The sequence below is a fragment of the Mesorhizobium loti R88b genome, assembly GCF_013170845.1.
Classification (GTDB): Bacteria; Pseudomonadota; Alphaproteobacteria; order Rhizobiales; family Rhizobiaceae; genus Mesorhizobium; species Mesorhizobium loti_B.
In genome coordinates this window covers 1,673,218-1,699,999 of record NZ_CP033367.1, presented here as the reverse complement: position 1 = coordinate 1,699,999, position 26,782 = coordinate 1,673,218, and the positions used below count along the sequence as shown (strand labels likewise).

The 26,782-nt window shown below is 62.1% G+C and carries 25 protein-coding genes and 1 pseudogene; 12 read left to right on the top strand and 14 right to left on the bottom strand.

Translation table 11 applies throughout. The features are described 5' to 3' along the window. Window positions 1-159: 159 nt before the first annotated feature. From EB235_RS08350 to EB235_RS08325, 6 genes are all read left to right on the top strand, one after another. Window positions 160-954 carry a response regulator gene (locus EB235_RS08350; RefSeq protein ID WP_027031437.1) on the top strand — a complete coding sequence of 265 codons (795 nt, stop codon included), beginning with the start codon at window positions 160-162 and terminating at the stop codon, window positions 952-954. A 207-nt stretch (window positions 955-1,161) separates the two neighbouring features. Further along, window positions 1,162-1,326: a DUF1328 domain-containing protein gene (locus EB235_RS08345; RefSeq protein ID WP_027031438.1), complete on the top strand. Its 165-nt coding sequence runs from the start codon at window positions 1,162-1,164 to the stop codon at window positions 1,324-1,326. 189 nt (window positions 1,327-1,515) lie between these two features. Continuing rightward, entirely contained in the window at window positions 1,516-2,550 is a 1,035-nt protein-coding gene (locus EB235_RS08340) for a sensor histidine kinase (RefSeq protein ID WP_027031439.1), read from the top strand. A gap of 112 nt (window positions 2,551-2,662) precedes the next feature. Continuing rightward, window positions 2,663-2,839, top strand: coding sequence for a hypothetical protein (locus EB235_RS08335; protein WP_155256416.1), 177 nt, complete (start codon window positions 2,663-2,665; stop codon window positions 2,837-2,839). 129 nt (window positions 2,840-2,968) lie between these two features. Then, on the top strand, window positions 2,969-3,295 hold the full coding sequence (locus EB235_RS08330) for a hypothetical protein (protein ID WP_027031440.1): 327 nt from the start codon (window positions 2,969-2,971) through the stop codon (window positions 3,293-3,295). Window positions 3,296-3,378: 83 nt separating this feature from the next. After that, on the top strand, window positions 3,379-3,624 hold the full coding sequence (locus EB235_RS08325; RefSeq protein WP_027031441.1) for a membrane lipoprotein lipid attachment site-containing protein: 246 nt from the start codon (window positions 3,379-3,381) through the stop codon (window positions 3,622-3,624). Window positions 3,625-3,707: 83 nt separating this feature from the next. Here EB235_RS08325 and EB235_RS08320 read toward each other — a convergent pair whose 3' ends face one another. The 4 genes from EB235_RS08320 to xylF form a co-directional block, all read right to left on the bottom strand. Continuing rightward, the gene (locus tag EB235_RS08320; protein ID WP_027031442.1) at window positions 3,708-5,333 is read right to left on the bottom strand and encodes a CHASE domain-containing protein; all 1,626 of its coding nucleotides are present in this window, start codon (window positions 5,331-5,333) and stop codon (window positions 3,708-3,710) included. A gap of 152 nt (window positions 5,334-5,485) precedes the next feature. After that, window positions 5,486-6,283, bottom strand: coding sequence for an ATP-binding cassette domain-containing protein (locus tag EB235_RS08315; protein WP_027031443.1), 798 nt, complete (start codon window positions 6,281-6,283; stop codon window positions 5,486-5,488). 15 nt (window positions 6,284-6,298) lie between these two features. Further along, entirely contained in the window at window positions 6,299-7,651 is a 1,353-nt protein-coding gene (locus tag EB235_RS08310; RefSeq protein ID WP_027031444.1) for a sugar ABC transporter permease, read from the bottom strand. 141 nt (window positions 7,652-7,792) lie between these two features. Next, window positions 7,793-8,833: a D-xylose ABC transporter substrate-binding protein gene (gene xylF / locus EB235_RS08305; RefSeq protein WP_027031445.1), complete on the bottom strand. Its 1,041-nt coding sequence runs from the start codon at window positions 8,831-8,833 to the stop codon at window positions 7,793-7,795. Between the two features lie 269 nt (window positions 8,834-9,102). Here xylF and EB235_RS08300 point away from each other — a divergent pair, with 269 nt between their 5' ends. After that, window positions 9,103-10,347, top strand: a complete 1,245-nt coding sequence (locus tag EB235_RS08300; protein ID WP_027031446.1) for an ROK family protein — start codon at window positions 9,103-9,105, stop codon at window positions 10,345-10,347. Between the two features lie 9 nt (window positions 10,348-10,356). Here EB235_RS08300 and EB235_RS08295 read toward each other — a convergent pair whose 3' ends face one another. Beyond that, on the bottom strand, window positions 10,357-11,298 hold the full coding sequence (locus EB235_RS08295; protein ID WP_051429696.1) for a LysR family transcriptional regulator: 942 nt from the start codon (window positions 11,296-11,298) through the stop codon (window positions 10,357-10,359). A gap of 133 nt (window positions 11,299-11,431) precedes the next feature. On the opposite strand from EB235_RS08295, the gene EB235_RS08290 reads away from it, so the two are divergent. The 5 genes and pseudogenes from EB235_RS08290 (at window position 11,432) to EB235_RS08270 (ending at window position 14,321) form a co-directional block, all read left to right on the top strand. Beyond that, window positions 11,432-12,352 (top strand): NAD(P)-dependent oxidoreductase, encoded by a 921-nt coding sequence (locus EB235_RS08290; protein ID WP_155256417.1) that lies wholly within the window; start codon window positions 11,432-11,434, stop codon window positions 12,350-12,352. After that, the gene (locus EB235_RS08285; RefSeq protein ID WP_080680840.1) at window positions 12,273-13,325 is read left to right on the top strand and encodes an NAD(P)-dependent oxidoreductase; all 1,053 of its coding nucleotides are present in this window, start codon (window positions 12,273-12,275) and stop codon (window positions 13,323-13,325) included. The genes EB235_RS08290 and EB235_RS08285 overlap by 80 nt, the downstream gene beginning before the upstream one ends. Window positions 13,326-13,334: 9 nt before the next feature. Next, window positions 13,335-13,589: pseudogene (locus tag EB235_RS35255) on the top strand (hypothetical protein); the annotation flags it as partial. Between the two features lie 86 nt (window positions 13,590-13,675). Continuing rightward, window positions 13,676-13,825, top strand: a complete 150-nt coding sequence (locus EB235_RS08275) for a hypothetical protein (protein ID WP_167334836.1) — start codon at window positions 13,676-13,678, stop codon at window positions 13,823-13,825. Between the two features lie 58 nt (window positions 13,826-13,883). Then, window positions 13,884-14,321: a hypothetical protein gene (locus tag EB235_RS08270; protein ID WP_155256418.1), complete on the top strand. Its 438-nt coding sequence runs from the start codon at window positions 13,884-13,886 to the stop codon at window positions 14,319-14,321. A gap of 277 nt (window positions 14,322-14,598) precedes the next feature. Here the strand turns inward: EB235_RS08270 and phoB are convergent, their stop codons facing one another. The 9 genes from phoB to EB235_RS08225 form a co-directional block, all read right to left on the bottom strand. After that, window positions 14,599-15,288: a phosphate regulon transcriptional regulator PhoB gene (phoB, locus tag EB235_RS08265; RefSeq protein WP_006328038.1), complete on the bottom strand. Its 690-nt coding sequence runs from the start codon at window positions 15,286-15,288 to the stop codon at window positions 14,599-14,601. A gap of 15 nt (window positions 15,289-15,303) precedes the next feature. Then, a complete protein-coding gene (phoU, locus tag EB235_RS08260; RefSeq protein WP_027031449.1) occupies window positions 15,304-16,011 on the bottom strand; it encodes a phosphate signaling complex protein PhoU in 708 nt (235 codons plus the stop codon). Window positions 16,012-16,036: 25 nt separating this feature from the next. Next, window positions 16,037-16,840: a phosphate ABC transporter ATP-binding protein PstB gene (gene pstB, locus EB235_RS08255; RefSeq protein WP_027031450.1), complete on the bottom strand. Its 804-nt coding sequence runs from the start codon at window positions 16,838-16,840 to the stop codon at window positions 16,037-16,039. Next, a complete protein-coding gene (gene pstA, locus EB235_RS08250) occupies window positions 16,837-17,688 on the bottom strand; it encodes a phosphate ABC transporter permease PstA (protein WP_027031451.1) in 852 nt (283 codons plus the stop codon). Before pstA ends, pstB begins: the two co-directional genes overlap by 4 nt. A gap of 4 nt (window positions 17,689-17,692) precedes the next feature. Further along, a complete protein-coding gene (gene pstC / locus EB235_RS08245; RefSeq protein WP_027031452.1) occupies window positions 17,693-18,676 on the bottom strand; it encodes a phosphate ABC transporter permease subunit PstC in 984 nt (327 codons plus the stop codon). 68 nt (window positions 18,677-18,744) lie between these two features. Continuing rightward, on the bottom strand, window positions 18,745-19,800 hold the full coding sequence (pstS, locus tag EB235_RS08240) for a phosphate ABC transporter substrate-binding protein PstS (RefSeq protein WP_027031453.1): 1,056 nt from the start codon (window positions 19,798-19,800) through the stop codon (window positions 18,745-18,747). Between the two features lie 527 nt (window positions 19,801-20,327). Continuing rightward, window positions 20,328-24,887 (bottom strand): PAS domain-containing protein, encoded by a 4,560-nt coding sequence (locus EB235_RS08235; RefSeq protein ID WP_027031454.1) that lies wholly within the window; start codon window positions 24,885-24,887, stop codon window positions 20,328-20,330. A gap of 600 nt (window positions 24,888-25,487) precedes the next feature. Further along, window positions 25,488-25,724 carry a hypothetical protein gene (locus EB235_RS08230; protein WP_027031455.1) on the bottom strand — a complete coding sequence of 79 codons (237 nt, stop codon included), beginning with the start codon at window positions 25,722-25,724 and terminating at the stop codon, window positions 25,488-25,490. A gap of 107 nt (window positions 25,725-25,831) precedes the next feature. Next, window positions 25,832-26,683 (bottom strand): DUF2865 domain-containing protein, encoded by an 852-nt coding sequence (locus tag EB235_RS08225; RefSeq protein ID WP_245268849.1) that lies wholly within the window; start codon window positions 26,681-26,683, stop codon window positions 25,832-25,834. Window positions 26,684-26,782: the final 99 nt, after the last annotated feature.

The following is a 26,782-nucleotide window of genomic DNA, read 5'->3' as shown; positions in this document are numbered from 1 at the left end:
CCTCGTCTGGTTGCCCATCCCGACACCAAACGCCGGCCCGGCCTTTTCGTTCCATGGCGGCGGAACTTTTTCGGAAAACCCGCGTTGTATTAGCGGGGCTTGCAATCAGCTTGACCTGCAATCCAGGCAATAACGTCATTCTGAGGGAGACGTCTTACCATGAGTTTATCCGCCACCATCGCGCCGCATCTGCCGTTCCTGCGCCGCTTCTCGCGCGCTGTCTCGGGATCGCAAGAGAGCGGCGACGCGCTGGTCGCCGCGATGCTCGAAGCCATCATCGCCGATACCGATATCTTCCCCGAGGCATCGACGGACCGTATCGCGCTCTACAAGGTATTCGCCAAGCTGTTCACCTCGGTCGCCATCCGCGTGCCGCAGGAGCAGGCACAATCGGCGTGGGAGCAGCGCGCCGCCGCCAACCTCAATGCGATCGCGCCGCTTCCCCGCCAGGCCTTCCTGCTGGTTGCGGTCGAAGGCTTCAGCGAAGACGAGGCGGCCGAGATCCTCGACGTCGGCGACCAGCAATTCTCCGAGTTGCTTGCCCAGGCCAGCAATGAGATTTCCCGCCAGGTGGCGACCGACGTGCTGATCATCGAGGACGAACCGCTGATCGCCATGGACATCGAAGAAATGGTCGAGAGCCTCGGCCATCGCGTCGTTGGAACGGCGCGCACCCATGCCGAAGCGGTGACGATGTTCGGCAAGACGCGGCCGAAGATGGTGCTGGCCGATATCCAGCTCGCCGACGGCAGCTCGGGCATCGAGGCGGTCAACGAAATCCTGTCGTCAACCTCAGTGCCGGTGATCTTCATCACCGCCTTTCCCGAGCGCCTGCTGACCGGCGAGCGCCCCGAGCCGGCTTTCCTGGTGACCAAGCCGTTCAATCCCGACATGGTCAAGGCGTTGATCAGCCAGGCGCTGTTCTTCGACCGCCAGGCGAAAGCCGCCGCATAGTTTCGCTGCTTTTTTAGCAGAAACACACAACATCGAAGGCCGGCTGATGCGATGCATCGGCCGGCCTTTTTGCAACCGGACCCATCATCCCTGAATTCGAGGCCGGCTCCGGCTCTAACGGTTTGCAAGCATCGTCTTTTTCGGCAAAAGGTGGAACAAACCGCATCCACTCACGTTTTCATCGCACCATTCGGAAGGAGATGAACCATGCTTTACTGGGCGCTCGTATTTCTCGTCGTGGCAATCATAGCCGGCGCGCTTGGTTTCGGCGGCATCGCCGGCACATCCGCTGGCATAGCGCAGATATTGTTCTTCATCTTCCTCGCTTTCCTGGTCATCTCGCTCCTGGCCGGCCTGTTCAAACGGGCGTGAGAGCGAAGGTAGATCCGAGCGAACACTGGAAGCCGCACCCCTCAAACGGTTTCCAGCCACCGCCGGGCGGTATCCTTTAGTGGACACCGTCCGGCGGACCGCTTTAGGGACAGTTTTCCGGGGAAATTTCATTTTGGAACCCATTCAACAGTAAGCCGTTCAACCTGAGTTGGGTGGACAGATTGACCGATGCGCTCCAGGACTGACGATAAATCGGAAGGCGCGCGGAGCGACGAAGTCATCGCCCTGCATCCGGCAGAGAATGGCATGCAGCTTGGCCGGGCTCTTCTCCACGCATTACACAATGCTGGGATTTCCGTCCTCTATCAGGATCGCGAAATGAAGACCGTATGGGCCCGCAACATGCGTGCGCCATGGGTATCGGACGGTGCTGATGGCAACGGCATTTTGCCGATGGCGCAGGCTGACCGCATCGCCGCCTCCAAGCGCGATGTGATCGCTACCGGCAATCCGGCGCGGCTTGAGATCAGTGTCCCGGTCGAGAATGGTGTCCGCTGGTTTCAGGTCTGGGTCGATGCCGACCGCGGCGACGCCGGCGACGTCCAGGGTGTCGTCACCACCATGGTCGAGACGACCGAGCAGAAGCGGCGCGAACAGACACTGACAACGCTGCTGCGCGAGGTCAGCCACCGCTCGAAGAATCTGCTGGCGATCATCCAGAGCATCGCAACCCAGACCGGTCGCTATTCCGACGGCATCAGCGATTTCCTGACGCGTTTTCGCGGCCGGCTGCAGTCACTGGCCTCCTCCCAGGACCTGGTGACATCCTCCAACTGGCGCGGTGCCGCACTTCATGAACTGGTGACGAGCCAGGTTGGCCGCTACGGCACGAACACATCGCACAGTCTGCGCTTCCGGGGCGCCAACCCCTATCTCAACCCCAACGCCGCGCTGCATATCGGCCTGGCGATGCATGAACTGGCCGTCAACTCGGTCAGCTACGGCGCCCTGTCCCGGCCGGATGGCTACGTCGAACTGACCGCCGATCTGAACACCGCGGCGACCGGTGAGGTCGCCCTGTCGCTGACATGGGCCGAAACAATAGGCGGCAATGGCGGCCGGGCCTATCAGAAGCGCTTCGGCAGCGTCGCGCTGGAGCGGGTGGTGCCGGCGTCGCTGAGCGGGACCGCGAGTCTCGACATCGCGGACGGCCACCTGGAGTATCGCCTGGTCGTTCCGCACAGCAATTTCGAGACGCCGTGAGGCCTGCGGCAAGCAACGATCCTTAACCGGCTGTTCACCATAAGAGCGGATGCTGTTTTACCCAGATACCGCTGCAGCCCGTTAAGGTTTCGGCAGGTGTGGGGAGGAGCGCTTGACCGTCGCCGACATGAACAGACTGGAACAGGCCGCTCGTATTTCGATGGGCGAATTCCAGGATTCCGAGACATCCGCGGAACCGCTTTCGCAGCCGCACCACGGCCTGCTATGGGTCATCGTGCTGGCAGCAACGGCGACACTTCTTTTGATCGCCTTCTTCCAATTGAGCTGATTGAAATCCGCCCTCCGGCAGCCCTGCCTAGTGTTAACCGCTTGCAGCACTGACATTATTTGCATGTCACCCCGGTCGGTCAGGAACTTTGGCCGATATGGGCCGTTATTATGGCGAGAGGACGTCGCCATGGAACACATCGCTGCATTGCTGCTGGTCATCGGCTGCTCGAACACGATGGCCGACTGTCGTGAACTGCAGGTGCCTGTCAGCATCTTCGCGACCGCTGACGAGTGCACTGCGGAGCGGCCGTTCGCGATGGGTGACGTGCAGGGGCAGGCACAGCATATCGTCGCCAGATGCCTTGCTGTTGATCCCGCGCTCGAGGATGATTATGACCAGATCGTCTGGAAGGTGCGCCCCGATGGCAACCTTGACGCTTCGCTGGCAATATCCAGCCTCGTCATGGCATCGAACGCCGTACGCCCAGAAAAAGACTACGTTAGCCAACAATAAATTCGAGCAGCAAAGGCCGTCATTTCGTGCTAAATGGCTGTTGGAGCTTACCAAAGTGTGGACACAAAGTGAGGAGTGACTCAATGCGGAAGATGATTATTGCCCTGGTTGCGATGGCAGCTCTCAGCGGTTGCACGAGCACCGAGAAGGACGTGGTTGGCGGCGGCTTGATTGGTGCCGGTGTCGGCGGTCTTGTCGGCGGCGGCAAAGGCGCGCTGATCGGTGCGGCTGTCGGTGCCGGTACCGGCCTGCTGGTCCGCAACCTGCAAAACGGCTATTGCCAGTATCGCGATCGTCACGGCCGGATCTATACGGCTCGCTGCAACTAATTCGGCGATATCAGTCAATCCGGGGACCACTGATCTGGTCTCCGGATTTTCTCCTGATGGACCCATTCCGTGAGGGCGCGACGTCAGTCCGTGTGCGGAATTCTTATTTCCACCTTCAGACCATCGACCTGATAATCGCGTTTGATCGTGCCGCGCAGTTCGCGCGTGACATTGAGGTCGATCAGCTTGGTGCCGAACCCGGTCCCCACTGGCGCCTCGACCTTCTTCATCCCGGACTCCCGCCAGTTCAGTGCCAGCGTTCGTTCGCGCCCGCGCCCTTCCAACGACCAGTCCACCTTGAGAGCGCCGACGAACGTTCCGGCTTCGCCATATTTCAGCGCATTGGTCGCCAGTTCATGGAAGGTCAGGCCAAGCGCTTGCGTCGTGGTCTCATCGAGCAGCACCTCGGGTCCTGACAGCATCCCCTCGGGCAGGTCCTTGCCGAACACCTGGCCAAGCTCGATGCGCAGGAGATCGCCGAGGTCGGCCTTCTGCCAGCGCGAGCGCGTCAGCATGTCCTGGGAGGCGGCCATCGCCTGCAGCCGGGCAGAGAAGGATGCTGAAAACTCGTTGACGTCGGTCGCCCGCGAAGCCGTCTGCCGCGCGATCGCCAGCACCCTGGTGATCGAATTCTTGATGCGATGCTTCATCTCCTGCAGCATCAGATCCTTGTCGAGCAGGCTCTTTTCGGTCGTCTCGTGCAGGCGTGACGCCGCTTCATAGGCCCGCTCCTGATAGCGCGCCACCAGCGCGATGGCACCGGCCGCGAGCAGGCCGAACAGCCCCAGCATCACCGGGATGGCGCGCGACGACGGCTGCGAGAAAGCGCTGGTCGGCCGAAACAGCACGGTCCACGGCCGGCCGGCCACCGTGATCTTGCGGGTGACCAGCAGCCGGTCGCCAGAGGACGACGCTGGCGGCGTTTCCGACCGGAACAACAGATTGTCGCCGTTCACCGCCGCACCGTCATAGATCTCGGTGTTGACCGGCAGCAGCGGCGCGCGGCTCAGCGCGACCTGGAACAGATCCCGGGCCCGGAAGGCCGCGTAGAGAAAGCCCGCGGTCGAGGATCGCGATGCGTTGATGACCTCCGGTGCTGTTTCGACATTGAGCCGCACGAAGACCAGGAAACCGGTGAACGTCTGCGCCGCACCCGTGCCCTGGCCAAGTTGCACCAACCCGCTCGCGTGCTGCTGGTCATCGGCCATTGCCTGCTCGATCGCCGTGCGCCGCACCGGTTCGCTGAACATGTCGTAGCCGATGGCGGCCTGGTTGGACGGGTCCAGCGGTTCGAAAAACATGACGGGCGCGCGCCAGGGCTGCGTCGTGTCCGGATAGACCGGATGGCTGGCGCCAAAATCGTGGAGGATATCGCGTTCGACCGCCGCCTCGTCGCCCGTCTTGGCAAGCCCGAGGAAGCCGATGCCGCGCAGGCCGGCGAAATTGTTGTCGACATCCAGCGCGTTGAAGAACGCCTTGAACTCGCTCTGGGAGATATCGCCATTGCGGGCATCGAACAGGGCCTGTGTCGACCGCAACAGCGACAGATGCAGGTCAATCCGACTCTCGATCCGGTTAAGCGCGTCGTCGGCCGCCGCTTCGAACTTGATGCGGGAGGCTTCCTGCGTCGCGAAATAGGCGAACCCCGCCATGGTCATGCTGATCAGCGCAACGGCGATGAACGCGACAATCGGAAAAAGCTTCTTCAACGGATGATGCGGTCCAGGTGCAATACCGGACCTTTATGGGCAAGTCGCCGGGCCAACACAATGGCAAGGCCAAGCCATCGTGATCACTGGCACATCACGTGAGCGGCAAACCGGCCATGCCCGATCAACCCAGGCCGGAGCGCAGACAGGCCTCAGGCGGCGATCTTCAGTGCACCCGGCCCGGGAATGGCACCTGGAGGACATTTGCCCAGGATGATCATGCCGAGCACCTCGTCCTGCGTGACATCGGTGGTGCGCGCGGTGCCGACGACCTGACCGTTCTTCATCACGCAGACGCGGTCGGCAAGTTCGAACACATCGTGGATGTCATGGCTGATCAGGAAGATGCCGATACCATCGGACTTGAGCTGCTTGACCAGTTCGCCGACTTGCGCCGTCTCCTGCGGACCGAGCGCCGCGGTCGGCTCGTCCATGATCAGGATGCGGGCGTTGAACAGGATGGCGCGTGCGATCGCCACCGATTGCCGCTGGCCACCCGACAGCTTGATCACCGGCTCCTTGAAGCGCTGGAAGCGCGGGTTGAGCCGGCCCATGACCTTGCGCGCCTCGGCCTCCATCGCGACGTCGTCGAGCGTGCCCCAGGCGGTCATCAGTTCGCGGCCGAGGAACAGATTGGCGGCGGCGTCGACATTGTCGGCCAGCGCCAGCGTCTGGTAGATGGTCTCGATGCCATATTTCTTGGCATCGCGCGGGTTGGAAATCGACGCCTCCTGGCCATTGACGAAAATCTGCCCTGCGTCGCGCTTGTAAGCACCGGACAGGATCTTGATCAGCGTCGATTTGCCGGCGCCATTGTGGCCGAGCAGCGCCACGACCTCGCCGGGGAAAAGATCGATCGAGGCATCATCGACGGCGCGGATACCGCCAAAGGCGATCGAGATGTTCTTCATGTCGATCAGCGGCGTGCCGGCGGGAGCGGTTTTGTCCATGTCGCTTCTCCTTTCCTAGACGCGCTTGCGATAGACGGTGTCGAGCCACACCGCGATGACCAGAACGGCACCGACGACGATGCTTTGCAGCGGCGAGTCGACACCAAGCAGCACCATGCCGGACTGCAGCGACTGCATCAAAAGCGCGCCGAGCATGGCACCGATGATCGTTCCCGAGCCGCCGGCCAGGGACGTGCCGCCGATGACGGCGGCGGCAATAACCAGCAGCTCATCCAACGTGCCAAGCACATTGGTCGACGAATTCTGCCGGGCGGACGAGATCGCGGCGGCGATCGTCGCCAGCACGCCCATGATCATGAACACCTTCATGGTGATCCAGCGCGTGTTGATGCCGGCGAGATTGGCGGCTTCAGGATTGCCGCCGATGGCGAAGACATAGCGGCCGAAACGGGTACGGTTGGTGACGAAGGTCATGATCAGGCCGACCGCGATCGCCATCAGCACCGGGATCGCAATGCCATGCGCGATGAACAGGCCGCCTGCCGGTACGGTGATGTTGTTGGCCGCTGCGTAGCGGTTCACGATGCCGATCGGCCAAGGATAGGAATTGGCGAGCCAGACGGCTCCCAGAATGACGGCACAGGTGACCACGCCGATCAGCGTCTCTGCCCAGATCGGCCGCAGCGGAAAGCGGAAACGCTTGCGCTGCACGCGTCCGTTGAACAGCGCAAACACCACCGCCAGGCAGGCGACGATGCCAACGACCCAGCTCCACATCGCCCCGATCGATCCTGCCGGCCCGCCGCCCATCAGCTGGAAGGTGGCATCCATTGGCGCCACGGTCTGGCCTGAAGTGACCCACCAGGCGGCACCACGCCAGATCAGCAACCCACCCAGCGTGACAATGAAAGCCGGCACTTCGAGATAGGCGATGATGAACCCCTGGAAGGCACCGATCAGCAAGCCGAGCGCCAGGCCGATGACCAGGGCCAGGACCCAGATCCAAGGATTGCCAAGTTCAAGCCCGACAAACCGCACCAGGAAATGCACTTGCGCAAAGCCCATGACCATGCCGATCACGCCTTCGGCGGAACCGACGGACAGGTCGATGTTGCGCATGACGATGACCAGCACCATGCCGCAAGCCATGATGGCGACGGCGGAAGTCTGCACCGACAGGTTCCACAAATTGCGTGGCGTGAGAAAGGTGCGGCTGTCGAAATCGAGCGGATTGACGCCGAGACGCAGGCTGGAAATGACATGCAGCCCGATCCAGATGATCAGCAGCGCGCCGACCATGCCGAGCATACGTGTATCGATCTCGGTTGCCTTCAGGAACCGCGCCAGCGCGCCGAGTTCCGACGCACGCGCGGTGTCGGACTGCGGGTTGGACGTCGTATCGGTCATGATTTCCTCCCACCGGCTGGCCGTCTGACGCGGATGCCGAAACCAGCCTAGAAGCTATCCGCCTGACGCGGAAACACAAATCTTTTGAGAAAACGCCGCGGCTTGGGGCCGCGGCGTTTTTATCTTTTCAGGTGGTCAAGTTTAGTTGCAGGCCGCGACGCTGCCGGCGGCGACGCCCGCGCAGACTTCGTCCTTCTTGATCCAGCCGGCGTCGATGACGACCTTGAGATTGTCCTTGGTGATGGCGACCGGGGTCAGGAACAGCGACTTGACGGTGTTGCCGCCAGGCGTCGTGAAGTCCTTCACGCCGGCGATATCGGTCATCTTCTTGCCGTCGGCCAGCTGCGAGGCGATCTCGGCCGCATTCTTGCCGAGTTCGCGCGCGTCCTTCCACACCGACACGGTCTGGGTGCCGAGCGCGATGCGGTTCAGGGCGGCATGGTCGCCGTCCTGGCCCGAGACCGGCACGGTGCCGGCGAGACCTTGCGCCGTCAGAGCCGCGACAACGCCGCCGGCGGTGCCGTCATTGGCTGCGACCACCGCGTCCACCTTGTTGTCGTTGGCGGTCAGGAACTGTTCCATGTTCTTCTGGGCGTTGGCGGGCAGCCAGCCGTCCGTATAGGCCTCACCGACGTTCTTGATCTTGCCGCTGTCGATGGCTGCCTTGAGCACTTCCATCGAGCCCGAGAACAGGAAATCGGCATTCGGATCGGAGCCCGAGCCCTTGATGAAGACATAGTTGCCTTCCGGCTTGGCCTTGAACACGGCAGCGGCCTGCAAGCGGCCGACTTCCTTGTTGTCGAAGGTCAGGTAGAAGACGTCCTTGTTCTCGATCAGGCGGTCATAGCCGACGACCGGAATGCCTTCGTCCAGCGCCTTCTGCACCGCCGGACCGATCGCCGACGCGTCCTGCGCCAGGATGATCAGCGAATTGGCGCCCTGCGAGATCAGGCTTTCGACATCGGTGAGCTGCTTGCCGGGATTGGACTGGGCGTCGGCCGAAATATACTTGTCGCCGGCGGCCTCGATGGCCTTCTTCATTGCGGCTTCGTCGGTCTTCCAGCGCTCTTCCTGGAAGTTGGACCACGAAACGCCGATGACTTTGTCCTTCGCCTGCGCGACCGACGCAAGCGTCAGCGACATGGCGACACCCGCCAGGATGGCGGCTGTGAATCTCTTCATTGTATCCTCCCTGCGCCGCGTATGGCGCGACCAAACTGACCCGAAGGCCGGCACAGAGGCTCTATTTTTTCGAGCCTCGAAAAAACACTGATCCAACGCCGGAACGCTGTCAACATCGATTCTGATGGATTTTGATGTGCTCGCGAATTTTTTTCGAGCCTCGGAATAAATAAATGACAGGACGGGCTGCTTCTGCCAGTATTTGGGTGTGTCGCTGACAGTGTTCGAGGGGCTGGAAGAACCGCGGCGACCGGGAGGATGTGGAAAAGATGTCGGTCGGTATCCGCCACGACGATCTGCGCCGGCGCAACCGCGCCATGGTGATCGCGGCCGTGCGCCGGGCCGGTCGGCCCTCACGCACAGAGATCGCCGCGACCACTGGCCTCAGCCACTCGACCATATCGGCGATTTCCTCCGATCTGATCAGTGAAGGCATCCTGGCCGAAGGCAAGCCGAGCGAGGCCGGCGCGCTCAAACGCGGCAGGCCGCAGGTCGGTCTCGGCCTCAACCCGGAGGCCGCCGCTGTCATGACCGTGGTGCTGTCGCTGAATTTCCTCTCCGTCGCCGTCATCGACTATGCCGGCCAGGTGGTATCGGAGGAGCAGCGCCGGCTGGACACGCTGACTATGTCGCGCGAGGCGCTGATCGGCGAATGCGTGGCCATCGTGCGGCGACGCCTCGCGGATCCCGACATCGATGTCCGCAGCGTTGCCCGCATCGCGCTGGCGATCCAGGGCATCACCGACACCGATGCCCGAGCGATGCTCTGGTCGCCGATCACGCCGCAGACCGATATCGCCTTCGCCGACATACTCGAAGCCGAGTTTGGCATCCCGGCCACCATGGAAAACGACTGCAACATGATGGCGGTGGCGCTGCGCTGGCGCGATCCCGAGCGCTACCGCGACGACTTCATCGCCATCCTGCTTTCGCACGGCATCGGCATGGGCCTGGTGCTGAAAGGCGAACTGTTCACCGGCACCCATTCGTCGGGCGGCGAGTTCGGCCACATGATCCATCGGCCGAACGGCGCGCTCTGCCGCTGCGGGCGCCGCGGCTGTGTCGAGGCCTATGCCGGCAACTACGCCATCTGGCGCAACGCAAAACAGCTCGGCGAGGACACCGAGCCGGTCGCAGATGTCAGCGACGCGCAGATGCGGGCCCTTGCCGCGACGGCGCGGGAGCGGGACGGGCCGGAACGCGAAGCCTACCGCAAGGCGGGCGAGGCGCTGGGCTACGGCCTCGGCAGCCTGTTCGCCCTGATCGACCCCGCCCCCGTCGCCATGGTCGGCGTCAGCGCCGCCGCCTTCGACCTGATCGAGCCGGCATTGCGGGAGGCCATCGCCCAGACCGCCGGCGGCCAACACTCTAAATCGATATCCTTCGACACCGAGCCGAATGAACTGCCGCTGATCCGCGAAGGCTGCGCCATGCGTGCACTGACCTTCGTCGACCAGGAGATTTTCGCGCCGGGCGCGCAGGCCAGAGGGAACGCCGGAAAGAGCGTTGCCTGAGGATCTGGATCAACCAATCGTTGAAGCGGCATTCTGGACGTGGGCGGCAGTGACCAGGAAAGCTGCGAGCCGTTGGGCCTCCCCAGCCAACGGAGCGTTTTTGCTGTGGCAGAGGTAGTAACCTCTGTCGGTGCGCAACACATCCTTGGCGAGAGGCACCAACCGCCCAGCTGCCAGTTCTGACTGTAGCAAGGCCACGCTACCCAACGCGACGCCGTTGCCGCGTATGGCTTCGCCGATGGTCTGGGAATAGGTACTCATTGTGACGAGAGGCCAATCTTCGAGTCCTTTGAGAGAGAGGCCGTCAAACCACACCCGCCAGTCAACCCAGTCGGGCGCCGAGCGTAGGTAATTGAGCAGCGGCGGACCATCACTTCGGCGGTACTGCTGGAACGAGCCGTTGCCATCGGCTCCCAGCGTGGCCGCCAGCGCTGGAGATGCCATCGGCACCATCTCCTCGTCGAGGAGCCGTGTGGTGCGACATCCCGGAACCACACCGTCGCTATAGATCACCAGCAGGTCATTCTTGGCCGCCAGCAGGTCGCCCGTGTTGTCGGAGGTGACCAGTCGCGTCGGGCAGGCGTCACCAGAAAGCCCGAAGGCCTGCAACTGCGCCGTGAGCCAGAACATGCCGACAACGGTATGCGCACCAATAGACAGCGGCCGCATGGCGTGCTCGCGCAAAGTGCCCAGGCCTTGGCGCAGGAATTCAAGCGCCATCCCGACGGTGTGATAGAGCCGCTCCCCGCTTTCGGTGGACGCGAGCCGTTTACCATTGCGGATGAACAGAGGTTCTCCGATCCATTTCTCAAGCTGGTGAATGCGTTTGCTGACAGCAGCCTGCGAGACGTGGAGTTCGGCAGCGCAACCCGTGAAGCTGCCGACGCGATGGGCGGCCTCAAAGAAAATGAGCAGGTCCAGCGGCGGAAGGGTAGTCCGGTATCTCTTCATAACCAGAGGTTATTAGGGAGGCGGAGTTTTTTCAACGTTTCCGCAACGGCGCTTTGGATGCACTTTCGCTGTCAGGCAGTAGCCCTCTCGTGAGAGATGGCAACTCGATTGGCGCCGCCGGAGATAGCAACCTATGACCGCCTTCCCTCGCATCGGGTTCGTTGGACTGGGGACCATGGGCGGTCCCATGTGTCAGAGACTTGCGAAGGCAGGTTACCCAGTCACTGCCTTCGATCTTAGTCCAGCCGCCCTCGAAAGAACCGTCGCCGTCGGTGCCACGGCTGGGTCTTCGGCAGCGGACTGTGCTGCTCAGGCCGACGTCTTCCTGACCTCCCTTCCAAGACCCGATCACGTGGAAGCAGTCATGGCCGGCGAGAACGGCGCACTCAAAGGCCTGAAGCCAGGAAGCCTGTGGATCGACCTGACCACCAATCGCAACGAGCTCGTGTTCCAACTCGCTTCGGAAGCCCCGGACGGCGTGAAGGTCGTGGATTCCCCGGTCACCGGAGCGGTGGACGGAGCAAGGAACGGAAAGCTCACGCTTTTCGCTGGTGGGGATCAACTGTCGTTCGACCGGGCCGCCCCGGTACTCGGCCATCTCGGTATGGTCATCCATTGTGGCGGTCTCGGCACCGGCAATGTCGTGAAGCTGGTGACGAACCAGTTGTGGTTCATCGCGGCGGCCGCCATCGGAGAGGGGTTCGCCACTGGTATCGCCAACGGCGTCGAGCTTGGCACGCTCTGGCATGCGATCCGCAACAGCGTCGGCGACAGTTTTGTCGCCCAGCATGATGCGCCATCCATCTTCGCCGGACACTATGACCCGTCCTTCTCGCTGGACCTGTGCCTCAAGGACCTTCGCCTGATCCAGGAACTGAACCGCAACGTGCGGGCGGCTTTGCCCATGACAATGGCGGCGCAAGGAGCGTTCGCTCTCGCCGCCAGCCGCTACGGCGCAGGCGCGGCCGAACTGCATGTTGCCCGGCGCATCGAAGACGACGCCGGCATCTCGATGCGCCTTGAGGGCGACTGGGTTCCGCCATGGCAACAGTGATGGCGGCGGACAGGCGCTGGATAGAGGAGCCTCAGGGGAGTTTGACATGAAAGTTGGTTTCATCGGGCTGGGCATGATGGGCAGGAACGCGGCGCTGAACGTTGCCCGAAACGGGTTCGAGATGGTCGTATACGATGTCCGCCCCGATGCCCTGGAGCCCCTGCTCGAGAAAGGTGCCAAGCCTGCCGACAGCGCGGCAGACGTGCTCAGTCGTGTCGATGTCGTGGTCACCATGGTGTTCGGCCCGAAAGAAATCGAAGCTGTGGTTCGTGGTGAGAAAGGATTTCTATCGTCGGACTGCCAAGGGAAATACTGGATCGATCTCACCACCAGCAGTCCGAACCTTATGCGCACGCTCGGCGATGATTTCCGCGCCAAGGGCGGTGCCGTGGTCGACGCGCCAGTCACGGGGTCGGTGGATTCGGCCATCCGTGGCGACATGATCATGTTCGTCGGCGGCGAGAATGCAGACATCGAGCATGTCCGCCCGGTGATCGAGGCGATGGGCGAGGTGCGCAAGGTTGGCAGGCATGGAAACGGCTATGTCGCCAAGCTGGTCAACAACCAGCTCTGGAAGGTCCACGCTGCGGCGATCGGCGAGGCGATGGTCACAGCCAAGCTCGCGGGCCTTGAGCCGGATATCTGGTGGTCGGCGATGAAGGGCGGTGCAGCCGACAGCTTCGTCATGCAGCATGACGTGCCGTCTATCTTCGCCGGTCATTATGACCCCTCCTTCCCCCTGGCGCTCTGTCTCAAGGATCTGGGCCTGATCGAAGAGCTGATGAACGAGACAGGGACGCGCAGCGAACTCACCCGCGCGACACATGATCGGTTCAAGGAAGCGGCTTTGCGCTATGGCAAGGAAGCAGGCGAGATGACCGTATGTAAGGTAATCGAGGACGACGCCGGCGTTGAACTACGAGTTGCCGGAAACTGGGTGGCGCCGTGGGAGGTAAAAATTCCCAAAGCCTGAGCCCGGTCGATGCCACATTGGATGGCATCGGCGATGCACTCCCTTCGCGCTGATCGGATGCCGAGAGTGGCTCTCATATCCCATTCAAGGCTTGAAACCGAGGGCGCCGATGAGCTCGTCCAGCGACTCTGCATGTCCTTTGTTGCCTATGCCACCGCCTATTCCGGACGACGTGGGCAAATCCGATTTCCATTCGGTTGGTGCAAGTTGGAGGCCGATGGCCCAACTTTGCATATCACCGCGGGAGCAGAGGACCTGGCGGGCCTGGAACGCGTCGACGGGATCGTTGTCGATCGGCTGAAGCGGGTCGCCCGCCGCCAGCAACGCGAATTGATCTTGCCGCTGTCGCCATGGTCGGCGTCAGCGCCGCCGCCTTCAACCTGATCGAACCTGCATCGCGCGAGGCGATTGCACAGACCGCCGATTCCGTTGATCGCCAGGGCAGGAAAACCGCCGGCGTAAGCACGAATCAGATAGGCGCTGTTGTTTGCGCTGCTTGAGTATTCGCGTTAACTCTTCATCGAACGGAGGCGCAGTATCAGCCGGATGCGATGTAACATGCGATATGAATTGGCCCTTGCAATTCTCCTGGGGATGCCGCTGCCAGCTCATGCTGAAGGAACCGACCATTGCACAAAGAGCCAAAGTCCCGACATGCCGGGTATGGCAATTGCAATGGCTGTGTCGGTCCATGTGCTGGCAGAACGACTTTGCAATGCCGAGCACACACCTCTGTGGCCGTGGCTCGCCGACGTTTATGAAAAGTCTGAGTGCCTGTCACACGCCGCAAGTGTTGAAAAGGCGAAGAGCGACGAAGCTAAAGTCGCCTCGATGGGTGTGGCCGATGCGATGGAAGGCTTGGGCCTGGAGCAAGCCAAGACTCATGACCTTGAACATGCTGACACCCACGTGAAAGAGCTTGCGCTGTCAGAATTAGGCGGGTGTGCCGGAGTGATAGGACTTTTGAAACAAATCGATAACAGCGATAAGCAATAAGTCGACGAACTGATCGTGCAAGCAATCTGTTTTGACTCCAGCCTCACCGCTCTCTCGAGAGCGATCAGATGCTCATCGGCCAGCATCAAGAACTGCATGATGTATTGCACGACTTCGGTGCAGGCGTTCGACAGCGCTGTGAGTTCGAAGCCGTGAGGCGACTTGGTGTCGGGCTGTATGACGGCCGGCCGTAGTAGCCCACGGCGGCGACGAGATTGGCGAGAAGCATCGCCTTCCTGCCCGGAGAACCTCCGTAGGACCTTCCGCGCCGAAAGACCTAATCTTCCCGGATCGCGTAACCCGCCCCACGGATGGTGCGGATCACATCCGGCATACGGCCATTGTTGACCGCCTTGCGCAGGCGGCCGACATGCACGTCGACCGTGCGCTCGTCGATGTAGATCGTCTCGCCCCAGACATTGTCGAGCAGCTGGCTGCGCGAGAACACGCGGCCGGGATGGCGCATCATGAATTCGAGCAGGCGGAATTCGGTCGGCCCGAGCCGGATCTCGCTTTTCTTGCGATAGACCCGGTGTGATTCACGATCGAGCACGATGTCGCCGACCTTGAGTACGCTGGACAGCACTTCCGGCTTGGCGCGGCGCAGCAGCGCCTTGATGCGGGCCATGAATTCCGGCGTCGAGAACGGCTTGACCAGATAATCGTCGGCACCGGTCGAAAGGCCGCGCACGCGGTCGCTTTCCTCGCCCCGCGCCGTCAGCATGATGATCGGCAGCCGCTCGGTCTCGGGCCGCATTCTTAGCCGACGACAGAGTTCGATGCCGGACACCGCCGGCACCATCCAATCGAGCACCAGAAGGTCGGGGACGTTTTCCTGCAGCCGGATTTCGGCTTCGTCGCCGCGCGTCACCACCTCGACCTGGTAACCTTCAGATTCCAGATTGTAGCGGAGGAGCACGCCTAGCGGCTCCTCATCCTCCACCACCATGATGCGTGGCGCGATCATCGGCTTGTCACCCTGTTATGCCGCCGGCGCCGACATTGCGGTCTCGTCCTGCTTCGGGCGATTGGCGGGCAGCTGCGTGCCGGTCAGCACATAATACGCATTTTCGGCGATGTTGGTCACGTGGTCGCCGATGCGCTCGAGATTCTTGGCGCAGAACAACAGATGAGTGCACGCCGTGATGTTGCGCGGATCTTCCATCATGTATGTCAACAGCTCGCGGAACACCGAGGTGTATTTGACGTCGATGCGCTCGTCGTCATTCCTCAGCTTGGCGAGTGCCGCGCCGTCACCCGCCGCATACTCCTCGACCACGCCATGCACCTGGATCAGCACCAGCTGCGCCATGGCATCGATGGAGTGCGACAGGTCGCGCGGCGTGGCGCTGAGACCGACGGTGCCGACGCGCTTGGCGATGTTCTTGGCAAGGTCGCCGATGCGTTCGAGGTCGCCGGCCATGCGGATCGAGCCGACGACATGGCGCAGATCGTCGGCCATCGGCTGGCGCTTGGCGATCAGCGTGATGGCGCGGTCGTCGAGTTCGCGTTGGCGGGCATCCATGATGGCGTCGTCGGAGACGACTCGCTGGGCAAGAGCATTGTCGGAGTTCAGCAGCGCCTTGGTGGCGCCGCCGACCATCGAGCCGGCGAGATCGCCCATATCGCTGATCAGCCTGCTGATTTGTCCGAGCTCCTCGTCGAAGGCTGCAACCGTGTGTTCGGCCATGATCCTGGTCCTCGTATGCGTGCGATCAGCCGAAGCGGCCGGTGATGTAGTCCTGCGTGCGCTTCTCGCGGGGCGAAGTGAAGATCTTCTCGGTCTTGTCGAACTCGACCAGTTCGCCCAGATACATGAACGCTGTCTGCTTCGAGACGCGCGCCGCCTGCTGCATGTTGTGGGTGACGATGACGATCGTGTAGTCGGCTTGCAACTCGTCGATCAGCTCTTCGATCTTGGCGGTCGACAGCGGATCGAGCGCCGACGCCGGCTCGTCGAGCAGAATGACTTCCGGCTTCACCGCCACGGTGCGGGCGATGCAAAGCCGCTGCTGCTGGCCGCCGGAAAGGCTGAGACCGCTGGCGTTGAGCTTGTCCTTGACCTCGTTCCACAGTGCTGCGCGCTTCAGCGCCTGCTCGACACGGCCATCCATCTCGGCCTTGCTGATCTTCTCATAGAGCCTGACGCCAAAGGCGATGTTCTCATAGATCGACATCGGGAACGGCGTCGGCTTCTGGAACACCATGCCGATCTTGGTGCGCAAGAGGTTGAGGTCCTGCGAACGGTCGAGAACGTTCTGGCCGTCGAGCAGCACCTGGCCCTCGGCGGTCTGCTTGGGATAGAGCTCGTAGATGCGGTTGAAGACGCGCAACAGCGTCGATTTTCCGCAACCCGACGGTCCGATGAAGGCGGTGACGCTGCGCTCGGGCAGCGACAGTGTGATGTCCTTAAGCGCCTTCGACTGGCCATAGTAGAAATTGAGGTTCTTGACCTCGATTTTCACCTTGGCGGCGGCCTCGGTTGCGATCGTCATGTCTGGAGACAACATCTGGCTCATTTGTCCTCTCTGCGTCCGGTCAGGCTGCGCGCAACGATGCTGAGCGCGAGGACCGTCAATGTGATGATGAGTGCGCCGGTCCACGCCAGTTGCTGCCATTCCTCATAGGGGCTGAGAGCGAACTGAAAGATGGTGACCGGCAAGCTGGCCATCGGAGCGTTGAGGTTGCTCGACCAGAACTGGTTGTTGAGCGCCGTGAACAGCAATGGTGCCGTCTCGCCGGAGATACGGGCGATCGACAGCAATATGCCGGTGACGATGCCGGAAAGGGCGGCGCGGTAAGCGACCGACTTGATGACCACCCAGCGCGGCGCACCGATCGCGGTGCCGGCTTCGCGCAAGGCGTTGGGCACCAGATTGAGCATGTCCTCGGTGGTGCGCACGACGACCGGGATGACCAGGATGGCAAGCGCGACAGCGCCGGCGATCGCCGAGAAATGCCCCATCGGCCGCACCATCAATTCATAGACGAACAGGCCGATGATGATCGACGGCGCCGACAGCAGGATGTCGTTGATGAAACGCACCACGGTGGTGAGCTTCGAGAAGCGGCCGTACTCGGCCATGTAGGTGCCGGCCAGCACGCCGATCGGCGTGCCGACAATGACTGCGATGACCGTCATCACCACGCTGCCATAGATGGCATTGAGCAGGCCGCCGGCGTCGCCGGGCGGCGGCGTCATTTGCGTGAAGACATCAAACGACAAGCCGGCGGTACCCTTGTAGACCAGCGCGCCGAGGATCAGTGCCAGCCAGGCAAGCCCGATGCCCGCGGCAATGACGCACAGCGTCATCATCACCGAGTTTCTGCTCTTGCGGCGGCTGTGAAGCGATGAGGCTGTCGACATCGGCTCAGGCTCCGGTGCGGGCGTCGATGCGCATCAGCATGTAGCGTGCGATGGCAAGGATCAGGAAGGTGATGACGAACAGGATGAGGCCGAGCGCCACCAGCGAGGAGGTGTAGAGATCGCCGACAGCTTCGGTGAATTCATTGGCGATCGTGGCCGAGATCGTCGTTGCCGGCGCAAACAGCGAGGTCGAGATGCGATGCGCGTTGCCGATGACGAAGGTCACTGCCATGGTTTCGCCGAGCGCGCGGCCGAGGCCCAGCATGACGCCGCCCATGATACCGATGCGGGTGTAGGGGATGACAACGCGGCGGGTCACTTCCCAGGTCGTGCAGCCAATGCCGTAGGCTGACTCTTTCAATACCGGCGGCACCGTGTCGAAGACGTCCTTGGTGATCGAGGTGATGAAGGGCAGCACCATGATGGCAAGGATCAGCGACGAGGTCAGCAGGCCGATGCCGTAAGGCGGACCGGCAAAAAGGCTGTTAAGGCCGGGAATGCCATGGAACACGCTGATGATGAAGGGCTGTATCGTCGTCTGCAGGAACGGTGCCAGCACGAACAGGCCCCAGATGCCGTAGATGATCGAAGGGATGCCGGCCAGCAGTTCGACGGCCATGCCGATCGGGCGGCGCAGCGGGCGCGGGCAAAGCTCGGTGAGGAAGATGGCGATGCCGATGCCGAGCGGCACGGCGATCAGGATGGCGATTGCCGAGGTGACAATGGTGCCGTAGATCGGCGCCAGCGCACCGAATTTCTCCGTCACCGGGTTCCAGCTTTCGCTGGTCAGGAAGGAGAAGCCGAAGGTCGACAGCGCTTGCCAGGAACCGGCAAACAGCGAAATCGCGACACCGCCGAGCAGGACCAGCACCAATATAGCGGCGGCCCGGGTCATGCCGTGGAAGATCGCGTCGGTCAGCGCGAACCGTCGAACGATAGCGTCGCGCGATCCTCTAACGGCTGGCAAGGCTTCCTGGACAGCGCTCATGTCAAGCTCGGCTCTTTCAAGTTGATGAGAAAAGGAGCGCCGCGAATGCGGCGCTCCTTCAACTAATATTACTCGCCGGCGTAGACGGGCTTGCCGTCGGCCTGGATGTCGGTCTTCCAAGAAGCCTTGATCAGGTCGACGACGCTGTCGGGGATCGAGACGTAGTCGAGTGCCTTGGCGGTTTCCTTGCCGTCCTTGTAAGCCCAGGCAAAGAACTTCAGCGCTTCGCCGGTGGCAGCGGCATCTTCCGGAGCCTTGTGGATGAGGACCCATGTGGAAGCCGCGATCGGCCAGGTGGCGTCGCCCGGCTCGTTGGTGATGATGACGTTGAAGTTCTTGGCAGTCTTGAAGTCGGCATTCGAAGCGGCCGCGCCGAAGGATTCGAGCGACGGCTCGACGACCTTGCCGGCGGCATTCAGCATCTTGGAGTAGGACAGGTTGTTCTGCTTGGCATAGGCATACTCGACGTAGCCGATGCCGCCATCCGTCTGCTTGACGGTGTTGGCGACGCCTTCGCTACCCTTGGCGCCGACGCCCGTCGGCCATTCGACGGCGGTGTCCGAGCCGACCTTGTCCTTCCAGTCCGGCGAGAGCTTCACCAGATAGTTGGTGAAGTTGAAGGTGGTGCCCGAGCCGTCCGAACGATGCACGACGGCGATCGCGGTCGACGGCAGGGTGAGGGTGGGGTTCAGCGCCTTGATCGCGGCATCGTCCCAGGTGGTGATGGCGCCGAGATAGATCTGGGCAATCGTCTTGCCGTCGAGGACGAGTTCGCCCGGCTTGACGCCGGTCAGGTTGACGATCGGCACGATGCCGCCCATCACCATCGGGAACTGCACGAGGCCGTTCTTTTCCAGATCGGCATCGGACATCGGCTTGTCGGTGGCGCCGAAAGTCACGGTCTTGGCGATGACCTGCTTGATGCCGCCGCCGGAACCGATCGACTGGTAGTTGAGGCCGATGCCGGTATCCTTCTTGTAGGTGTCGGCCCACTTGGCGAACACCGGGTAGATGAAGGTCGAGCCGGCGCCGGAAAGGTCAGCTGCCATTGCTGCGGAAAGGGTGAAGGTAGACGCTGTAGCCATTGCAATAGCAACGGCCGTCGAGCGGATGAAATGTCTCATGTGGCCTGCTCCTGTTCGGAAGATGGTCTCTCGGCGCCATTGCTAGGCAGCGCCCGCTGAGGCCAATAGCCTTCGATTATTACAGTCGCATGACAGTTTCATGTCACCCCGGTAACGCGTCGCCAGCACCGGCAAAGGCTGTGGTGCGGGGCGGTCGCGGCCTGATGCGAGTTTGCCTCCGGAATCAGGGGCTTGAGCCATCCACCGCCGGGAGCCACCGCCGGATTCGACGGGGCTTTCTCTGGTGAAGAAAATCCGGACGGGAGTGCGTTGCTCAAGGCCAGAGCGTATCTGGCCGGGCCATCGCCAAAAACAGGTCCGTTGGGGTAGGTGACACTGTTCGATACCGGCGGTCGCTGCTCCCGCCCGTAACTGCAAAGGCGGAATTCGATGTTGCCATTGTCCCGACTGGACACGACCTTTGATATGGTGCGATCGCACCATAGTCTTTGCACGCAGGGGTGGCGAACCCCGACTGATTCCATCGCACGTCCTCTCCGGATCCGGCGAACCGGACGACGCGATGCTTATCCCGCGTTGCGCTGGACCTGACGACCGGCGCCGACCCAGAGTTCGACTTTCTCGAGCAGGGCCCTCGGACTGATCGGCTTGGGCAGATAGTCGTCCATGCCCGCCTCCAGGCAGCGTTCGCGATCGCCCTTGAGCGCATGCGCGGTGACGCCGACGATCGGCACATGCGTGCCGGTTTCCTGCTCCAGCCGGCGGATCGCGGCCGTCGCCTCGAGGCCGCTCATCTCCGGCATCGAGACGTCCATCAGGATCATGCACGGATTGAGCTTGCCGAAGGCGTCGAGCGCCTTGCGGCCATTGCTGACAATCTCGAAACCATAGCCGGTCTCGCCGAGGATCTGGGTGAACACCATCTGGTTCACCTCATTGTCCTCGGCCACGAGGATATCCAGCCTGTGTCCGCCGCCGCCCGTGGCGGGCAGCCTCGGACGAACCGGCGGCGGCTGCAATTGCGCGCGCTGGTCGGAGGGTGCCAGCGGCGGCCGCTGGGGAGTGTCAAGCCCCTCGCCTGAGAGCGGCCGGGCATGGCCGCCCGTGGTGTGGCGATGGCGCTGGATGGTCGCAACCAGCGTTTCGAGGAGCACGGAGGAGCGCGCCGGCTTGATCAGCTGGGCGTCGATGCCGAGATCGCGGTAGCTGGTGTTGGCAAGCGACTGGTCGACCGAGGTCAGCATGATGATCGGCGTGTCGGCGAGGCCTGCGGTGTTGCGCACGATGCGCGCCATTTCGGCGCCGCTCATGCCAGGCATCTGGTAGTCGAGCACGACGCAGTCGACAGGCACCGCATAGGCCGCGGCGGCAATCAGCACTTTCAGCCCCTCGGCGCCGCTTTCAGCAGCACAGGAATCGAACGTCCACGACGTCATCTGTTCGGTCAGGATGGCCCGGTTGACCGCATTGTCATCGACGATCAGCACGCGTGCGCCGGTCACGTCCACCGGCATGATGCGCTGCCCGTTCTGCTGTTCGGCCCTGGGCAGCGTCACCGTGAACCAGAAGGTCGAACCCTTGCCCTCGGCGCTCTCGACACCAATGTCGCCGCCCATCAATTCGACCAGCCGTGAGGTGATGGCAAGGCCAAGCCCGGTGCCCTCATGCCGCCTTGTCGAGGAGGTGTCGACCTGGCTGAATTTTTCGAACACCAGCTTCAGTTTTTCCTCGGGGATGCCGATGCCGGTGTCGGTGACCGAGACGGTCAGCCTGGTTCCGGCAGGCACCCGCTCGCCGGTCACATCGACCAGCACATGGCCTTCGTCGGTAAATTTCACCGCATTGCCGACGAGGTTGGTAACGATCTGCCTGATGCGGCCGACATCGCCGATGAACAGGCTCTCGAGCCTTGGCTCGATGCGCACGATGAGCTCAAGGTCCTTTTCCTTGGCGCGTGTCGACACCAGTGTCGCCACGTCCTCGATCGCCTCGGCAAGATTGAAGGGCGCCGGGTCGAGCACCAGTTGGCCGGCATCGATCTTGGAGAAATCCAGGATGTCGTTGATGATGGTCAATAGCGCGTTGCCCGATTTGACGATGATATCGGTAAACGTCTTCTGTTTCGGATCGAGATTGGATTTGGCGAGGAGTTCGGCCATGCCCAGCACGCCGTTCATCGGCGTGCGGATCTCGTGGCTCATATTGGCGAGGAATTCCGACTTGGCGCGGTCGGCGAGTATGGCGCGCTGGCGCGCCTCGCGCAGTTCGGCCTCGCGCATCTTCAGTTCGGTGATGTCGGTGGTCGAGCCGATCAGGTAGAGCGAACCGTCCGACGCGATCATCGCGCCCTTGCGCGCGAACTGATGCCTGACGCTGCCGTCGGCAAGCGTTACGGTTTCCTCGATCTCCTGCGTTTCGCCGGTGCGCAGCACGGCCAGATCGCCGGCCACGAAAGCCTCGCCATCCGCCCCGAAAATCTCGATGTCGGTCTTGCCGATCGCATCTTCCCTGCTGAGGCCGGTCAGATCGCACCAGCCCTTGTTGACATAGAACTGCCTGAGATCGGAGCGCTTGGCGTAGATCGACACCGGCACGTTGTCGATCAGGCTGCGGAACACCTCGTTCTCGCGCATGCTCTCTTCCAGCGCCCGTTCGCGCGCCTTGACCTCCGTTATATCGGTGCTGGAGCCGACCAGATGCACCGATCCGTCGATCGCCACCAGGCGGCTCTTGCGCGTCATCAACTGCCGCACCGTGCCGTCTCGATGGGTGACGGGCTCCTCGACCTCGCGCACAGTGCCGGTCGCCACGACATCGGTGTCGTCATGGCTGAAGCCTTCCGCTTCCTCGGCACCGAACAGCTGGCGGTCGGTGCGGCCGATGACATCTTCCTTGGCCAAGCCTGTAATCGCGCACCAGGCCTTGTTGACGAATTCGATGCTCAAATCCTGCGCCTTGATGAAGGCCGCCACCGGCAACTCGTCCATGACGTGCCGGAACAGATCGATCTGGCGCATCGAATCGCGCAGCGCCGCCTCGCGGCTCTTGATGTCGGTGATGTCGACACGCACGCCGATGAACGTGCCGTCATCAGTGCGCATGTCATAGACCTGGTACCAGCGACCATCGGCATTGAGCCGCTCGTAGGAAGAGTTTGGCAGATGGTAACGTGCCAGCACGCCATCGGCCCAGCGTTCGGTGTCCGCGTCGTAAAGCTTGTCGAGCTCGGGATCGCCACAGGAGCGGAAATAGCCAACCGTATGGCCAAACTCCAGCGCCTCGCGAAAGGTACAGCCGGGCTGCCAGACGGGCTTCAGAGCCGGCAGCGAATCCTGCAGCTTGTGGTTGGCGAAGACGAACTTGTCATCGCGGTCGTAGATGATGACACCTGCCGGCAGCGATTCCAGCACGCTGGCCAGATGCTTGCGCGCATCCTGTGCCTCGGTCTCGCGCCGCTTCATGTCGGAGATGTCGAACAGGAAGCCGGCGACATAGTCGCGGCCACTTGCCATGCGGACGCGGTTCTTCCTGACGATGCGCGAACGAGCAGCACCCTCCTCGTCGAAATTTTCCTCGACTTCGTAGATCTGTCCGCTCGACAGGACTTCCCGTTCGCTGCGTTCGAAGCGCACGACATCGGCCGGTCCGAGGAAATCGCCACCGGGCCTGCCGAGCATGGCCTGCGGTGTCTGGCCAAACAGGCCCGCGAACGCATCGTTGACAAAGACGAAGCGCAGATTGTCGTCCTTGACGAAGATCGGATCCTCGACGGCGTTGATCACCGCTTCCGCCAGCCTCGCCTTTTCCAGCGCATCGGCGAGTGCGGCTTCGCGGTCCTTCATGTCTGTGACATCGACATAGGAAATGAGCCGCTTGCCGCCGGCCAGCGGCGCCATCGACGAGATCAGCGTACGACCGTCATTGCGCGGGAACTGCCGCGAGCCGGCTGTGCCGGCTCTGATTTCCGCCTCGCGCTCGGCGATATGCCGCTGCCATGTCGCATCGTCGGAACCATACGGGTCGATGTCGCGGCTGGCGTCCATCAGATCCCGGAAACTGCAGCCGATCTCGGCGCGCCGGGCGTCGATCTGCCAGAAATCGTAAAATGCACGGTTGATGACTTCTGCGCGCATATCGGCATCGAGGACGAGGACACCGATCGGCATCTGATCGACCATGGTGCGAAGATTGGTGAAGGTTTCGGCAGCCCTGGCGTTGGCATTCTCTATCTCGGCGTCGCGAAGCTTGAGCTCGGTGACGTCGTAGTAGGTCAATAGCCGCTTGCCCCCGGAGAGCGACGTCACCGAGAACATCATCGTCCTGCCGTCGGCATGGACAAATTCGCGTGGCACGATGGAGCCGGCGCGGATCTCGTCGATACGGGTGGCGAGGTAGCGCTGCCACTGCTGTTCGTCGATATCGCCATAGATGCCGTTGCGGCGGTTGAGCGCCATCAACAGGCTGAACGGAGCGCCGACGGTGACCGCCCCCTCCGGAATCCTGGATAGGTCGCGATAAGCCTTGTTGACGATCAGTGTGTCGAGATTGGCATCGAGAAGCACGACGCCCATGTGCATGGCGTCCATCGTGCGTTCGAGATCGGCAAGATGCCGGCCGGGTTCGCTGCCCGACAACGGGTTCAACTCCATGTCCTCGAAGGCGCTCGCCAACGCGGTGACGTTGCGGCCGATGCCGCGATAGCCGGCAAACTTTCCTTCGCTGTCAAACCTTGGGAAGCCTGACGTCAGTACCCAGCGGCAATCGGCGCCGCCGCCCTTCAGTTCGTAGACGAAGTCGCGAAACGGCCGGCGCGCCTGCAGATCCTCCAGATGCGTTGCCGCGCTGCGATTGCCCTTCAGGACCTGGTTGAGGAAATCGAAGCGGAATCGGCCAAGCACGTCAGCCGGATCGATGCCCGTCGCAGCCTGGTAGTTTTGCGAAAGCCAGGAAAAGCGCAGCTCGGCGTCAGTTTCCCAGGTCCAATCAGAGCCAGCCTCGACGAGTTGGCGAAGCGCGCCGATCGAATCCATCTCGGCGGTGCTCGATGGCGCCCCGTTGCCGTGGGCTGTCGATGTGCGCGGCCCGCGCTTGCCGCGCGCGCCGATCGCTTCGTCTGCTTCCGCCATGCTGTCCCCACCCCGAAAATCAAGGCCGAACCCTCCCTCCGCGGTTCGTCGGCGGAATGTGCCCGAGAAGCCTTAACGATCCGCTAACCTTAACGGCGCAACCGGCCCGCTTCTCCTGCGTTATTCCGTCAGGTTGTCGGGCAGGCCAAGGCCGCGCTATAAGCCCGTGCAGGGGTGTTGCTTATGCTTGGACGAATTGGGCCTTTCTTGCTGGGCGTTGCGCTGCTTTTCGGCAGCGGCTGCTCTCGCAGCTATGACGGTACTGTCGAGATTCCGCGGCGGCTCGACGCAAGGCGCTTCTGGGAACGGCCGCCGCCCAATGTCGATTACGAACCGCAGGTCGACAACGGCGCATTTCCAGGACCGCCCCAGACATCAGGACAATTTTCGACATCAGGACAATTTTCCGAGCGCAGGGTCATGCGGCCTGCTGTGCACAGACGGCACCAGACGAGGCTTTCGCAGCCGTCTCCCCCGGCCTCGGATTCGGAGAAACAACTGGCATGCAGGAACGTAAGCGCGCCTGGCCAACGGGTTCGCATGGTCTGCGATTAAGGCGGCTCAAAAAGCCGCCGGCCTGAGCCGTGATGCGAGCGGGACCTACAGCGATGCGGCGCCCTTCTTCGGCTCCTTCGCTCCAAGCTTGTCGAGCGCGAAGCGAACCTGGCGCAAATCGTCCTGCCAGCCATCATCGTCGCCCATCGGGCTCTCCGAAGCGGCCCGCTGCAGCCCACGCGCCTCGGATTCAATTTCACGCAGTTCAGCGATCTTCTCTTCATTGGTCAGGGAGCCGTCTTCGACGATCTCCAAAACCCGCATTTCCCTGAACGTGGCCATGACGTTTCTCCTGGCTGATGTCGATCACAACGCCGTGAGTGCCCCTCTGTTCCGGACTGATATTGTATGCTGCGATCTCTCTCCGCAGAGCGCGAAGAGAGGGGGCGTCATTCAGTAGGGAAGAAGGCCGGGCCGACCAAGCGCACCGGCCGCTTGCTGGCGTCGATCGACTGCTGCTGGGCCAAGCCCTGACCCTCGGTCGCCAATTGCGGGATTGCCGCAACATTGCCGAATTCCGGTTTTGGCAGGGGCAGAGGGATGATGGCATTGGTCATGTCTGCGGGTGTCACCGTCCTCGCCCTCAGTTCGGCAACCCGCTGGTAATAGCGCTTGATGTCACAGGCCTTGAAGTTGGCATCGTCACGATACCGAAAAGCGGTTGGCAGTTCGGTGTAGGGTTTGCGCGTATCAAGCGCGACCATTTTCTCGGTTTCCAGGCTGGCATCGCTCAGCGTGTAAAGATCGACGGCCGGATCATCACAGATGTAACGGCACTGATCGGCCATGTCCTTGAGATTGGTACCGTCGGCGAATTGCGACTTCGGCGCCGGGAAAAAATATCCATCCGACTGACGTACACAAAAAAGCATCGCGTTGCCCCCGAACATGATGCCCGCGGATTGTGTCTTCGCTGACCGTTGATTGCTTGCCGAGGACGTGCAGCCAAGCGCTGCGAACCGTTCCTGTAGGCCAGACATGTCGCGCCCGGACGCGGCAGCCATCTGGCGCTGTACCTCGGTCCGGTTTCTTGCAAGATCGGCGCACGCATTGAAGAAGCCTCCCGCCGCACTCTGCGCTGTACATTTGCGTTGCCGCTCCAGCCCCTGGATCGCGGCAAGCTGGCGACGCAGTTGCGCCAGCTCAGGGCTCGCTCCCCTGCTGCCGGCCGAAGCCAACTGGCTTTTGATCGCGCCGCAACTGTCCGCATAGGATGACGATGTACCAATCACCAACGTCATTGCCGTTATCAGCGCGAGGCACATAAGAAGCCGGAAGCGAGTCATAGAGGCAACGGCCCTGATCTAGGAGATTGAAGCGTTATTCGGCTAAGCTTCTCT

What these genes read in the sequence shown, in the direction of transcription:
- EB235_RS08350 (WP_027031437.1), top strand. Translation starts at nt 160, where the DNA reads ATGAGTTTATCCGCCACCATCGCGCCGCATCTGCCGTTCCTGCGCCGC.
- EB235_RS08345 (WP_027031438.1), top strand. Translation starts at nt 1,162, where the DNA reads ATGCTTTACTGGGCGCTCGTATTTCTCGTCGTGGCAATCATAGCCGGC.
- EB235_RS08340 (WP_027031439.1), top strand. Translation starts at nt 1,516, where the DNA reads ATGCGCTCCAGGACTGACGATAAATCGGAAGGCGCGCGGAGCGACGAA.
- EB235_RS08330 (WP_027031440.1), top strand. Translation starts at nt 2,969, where the DNA reads ATGGAACACATCGCTGCATTGCTGCTGGTCATCGGCTGCTCGAACACG.
- EB235_RS08325 (WP_027031441.1), top strand. Translation starts at nt 3,379, where the DNA reads ATGCGGAAGATGATTATTGCCCTGGTTGCGATGGCAGCTCTCAGCGGT.
- EB235_RS08315 (WP_027031443.1), bottom strand. Translation starts at nt 6,283, where the DNA reads ATGGACAAAACCGCTCCCGCCGGCACGCCGCTGATCGACATGAAGAAC.
- EB235_RS08310 (WP_027031444.1), bottom strand. Translation starts at nt 7,651, where the DNA reads ATGACCGATACGACGTCCAACCCGCAGTCCGACACCGCGCGTGCGTCG.
- xylF (WP_027031445.1), bottom strand. Translation starts at nt 8,833, where the DNA reads ATGAAGAGATTCACAGCCGCCATCCTGGCGGGTGTCGCCATGTCGCTG.
- EB235_RS08300 (WP_027031446.1), top strand. Translation starts at nt 9,103, where the DNA reads ATGTCGGTCGGTATCCGCCACGACGATCTGCGCCGGCGCAACCGCGCC.
- EB235_RS08295 (WP_051429696.1), bottom strand. Translation starts at nt 11,298, where the DNA reads ATGAAGAGATACCGGACTACCCTTCCGCCGCTGGACCTGCTCATTTTC.
- EB235_RS08290 (WP_155256417.1), top strand. Translation starts at nt 11,432, where the DNA reads ATGACCGCCTTCCCTCGCATCGGGTTCGTTGGACTGGGGACCATGGGC.
- EB235_RS08285 (WP_080680840.1), top strand. Translation starts at nt 12,273, where the DNA reads ATGTTGCCCGGCGCATCGAAGACGACGCCGGCATCTCGATGCGCCTTG.
- EB235_RS08275 (WP_167334836.1), top strand. Translation starts at nt 13,676, where the DNA reads ATGGTCGGCGTCAGCGCCGCCGCCTTCAACCTGATCGAACCTGCATCG.
- EB235_RS08270 (WP_155256418.1), top strand. Translation starts at nt 13,884, where the DNA reads ATGCGATATGAATTGGCCCTTGCAATTCTCCTGGGGATGCCGCTGCCA.
- phoB (WP_006328038.1), bottom strand. Translation starts at nt 15,288, where the DNA reads ATGATCGCGCCACGCATCATGGTGGTGGAGGATGAGGAGCCGCTAGGC.
- phoU (WP_027031449.1), bottom strand. Translation starts at nt 16,011, where the DNA reads ATGGCCGAACACACGGTTGCAGCCTTCGACGAGGAGCTCGGACAAATC.
- pstB (WP_027031450.1), bottom strand. Translation starts at nt 16,840, where the DNA reads ATGAGCCAGATGTTGTCTCCAGACATGACGATCGCAACCGAGGCCGCC.
- pstA (WP_027031451.1), bottom strand. Translation starts at nt 17,688, where the DNA reads ATGTCGACAGCCTCATCGCTTCACAGCCGCCGCAAGAGCAGAAACTCG.
- pstC (WP_027031452.1), bottom strand. Translation starts at nt 18,676, where the DNA reads ATGAGCGCTGTCCAGGAAGCCTTGCCAGCCGTTAGAGGATCGCGCGAC.
- pstS (WP_027031453.1), bottom strand. Translation starts at nt 19,800, where the DNA reads ATGAGACATTTCATCCGCTCGACGGCCGTTGCTATTGCAATGGCTACA.
- EB235_RS08235 (WP_027031454.1), bottom strand. Translation starts at nt 24,887, where the DNA reads ATGGCGGAAGCAGACGAAGCGATCGGCGCGCGCGGCAAGCGCGGGCCG.
- EB235_RS08230 (WP_027031455.1), bottom strand. Translation starts at nt 25,724, where the DNA reads ATGGCCACGTTCAGGGAAATGCGGGTTTTGGAGATCGTCGAAGACGGC.
- EB235_RS08225 (WP_245268849.1), bottom strand. Translation starts at nt 26,683, where the DNA reads ATGACGTTGGTGATTGGTACATCGTCATCCTATGCGGACAGTTGCGGC.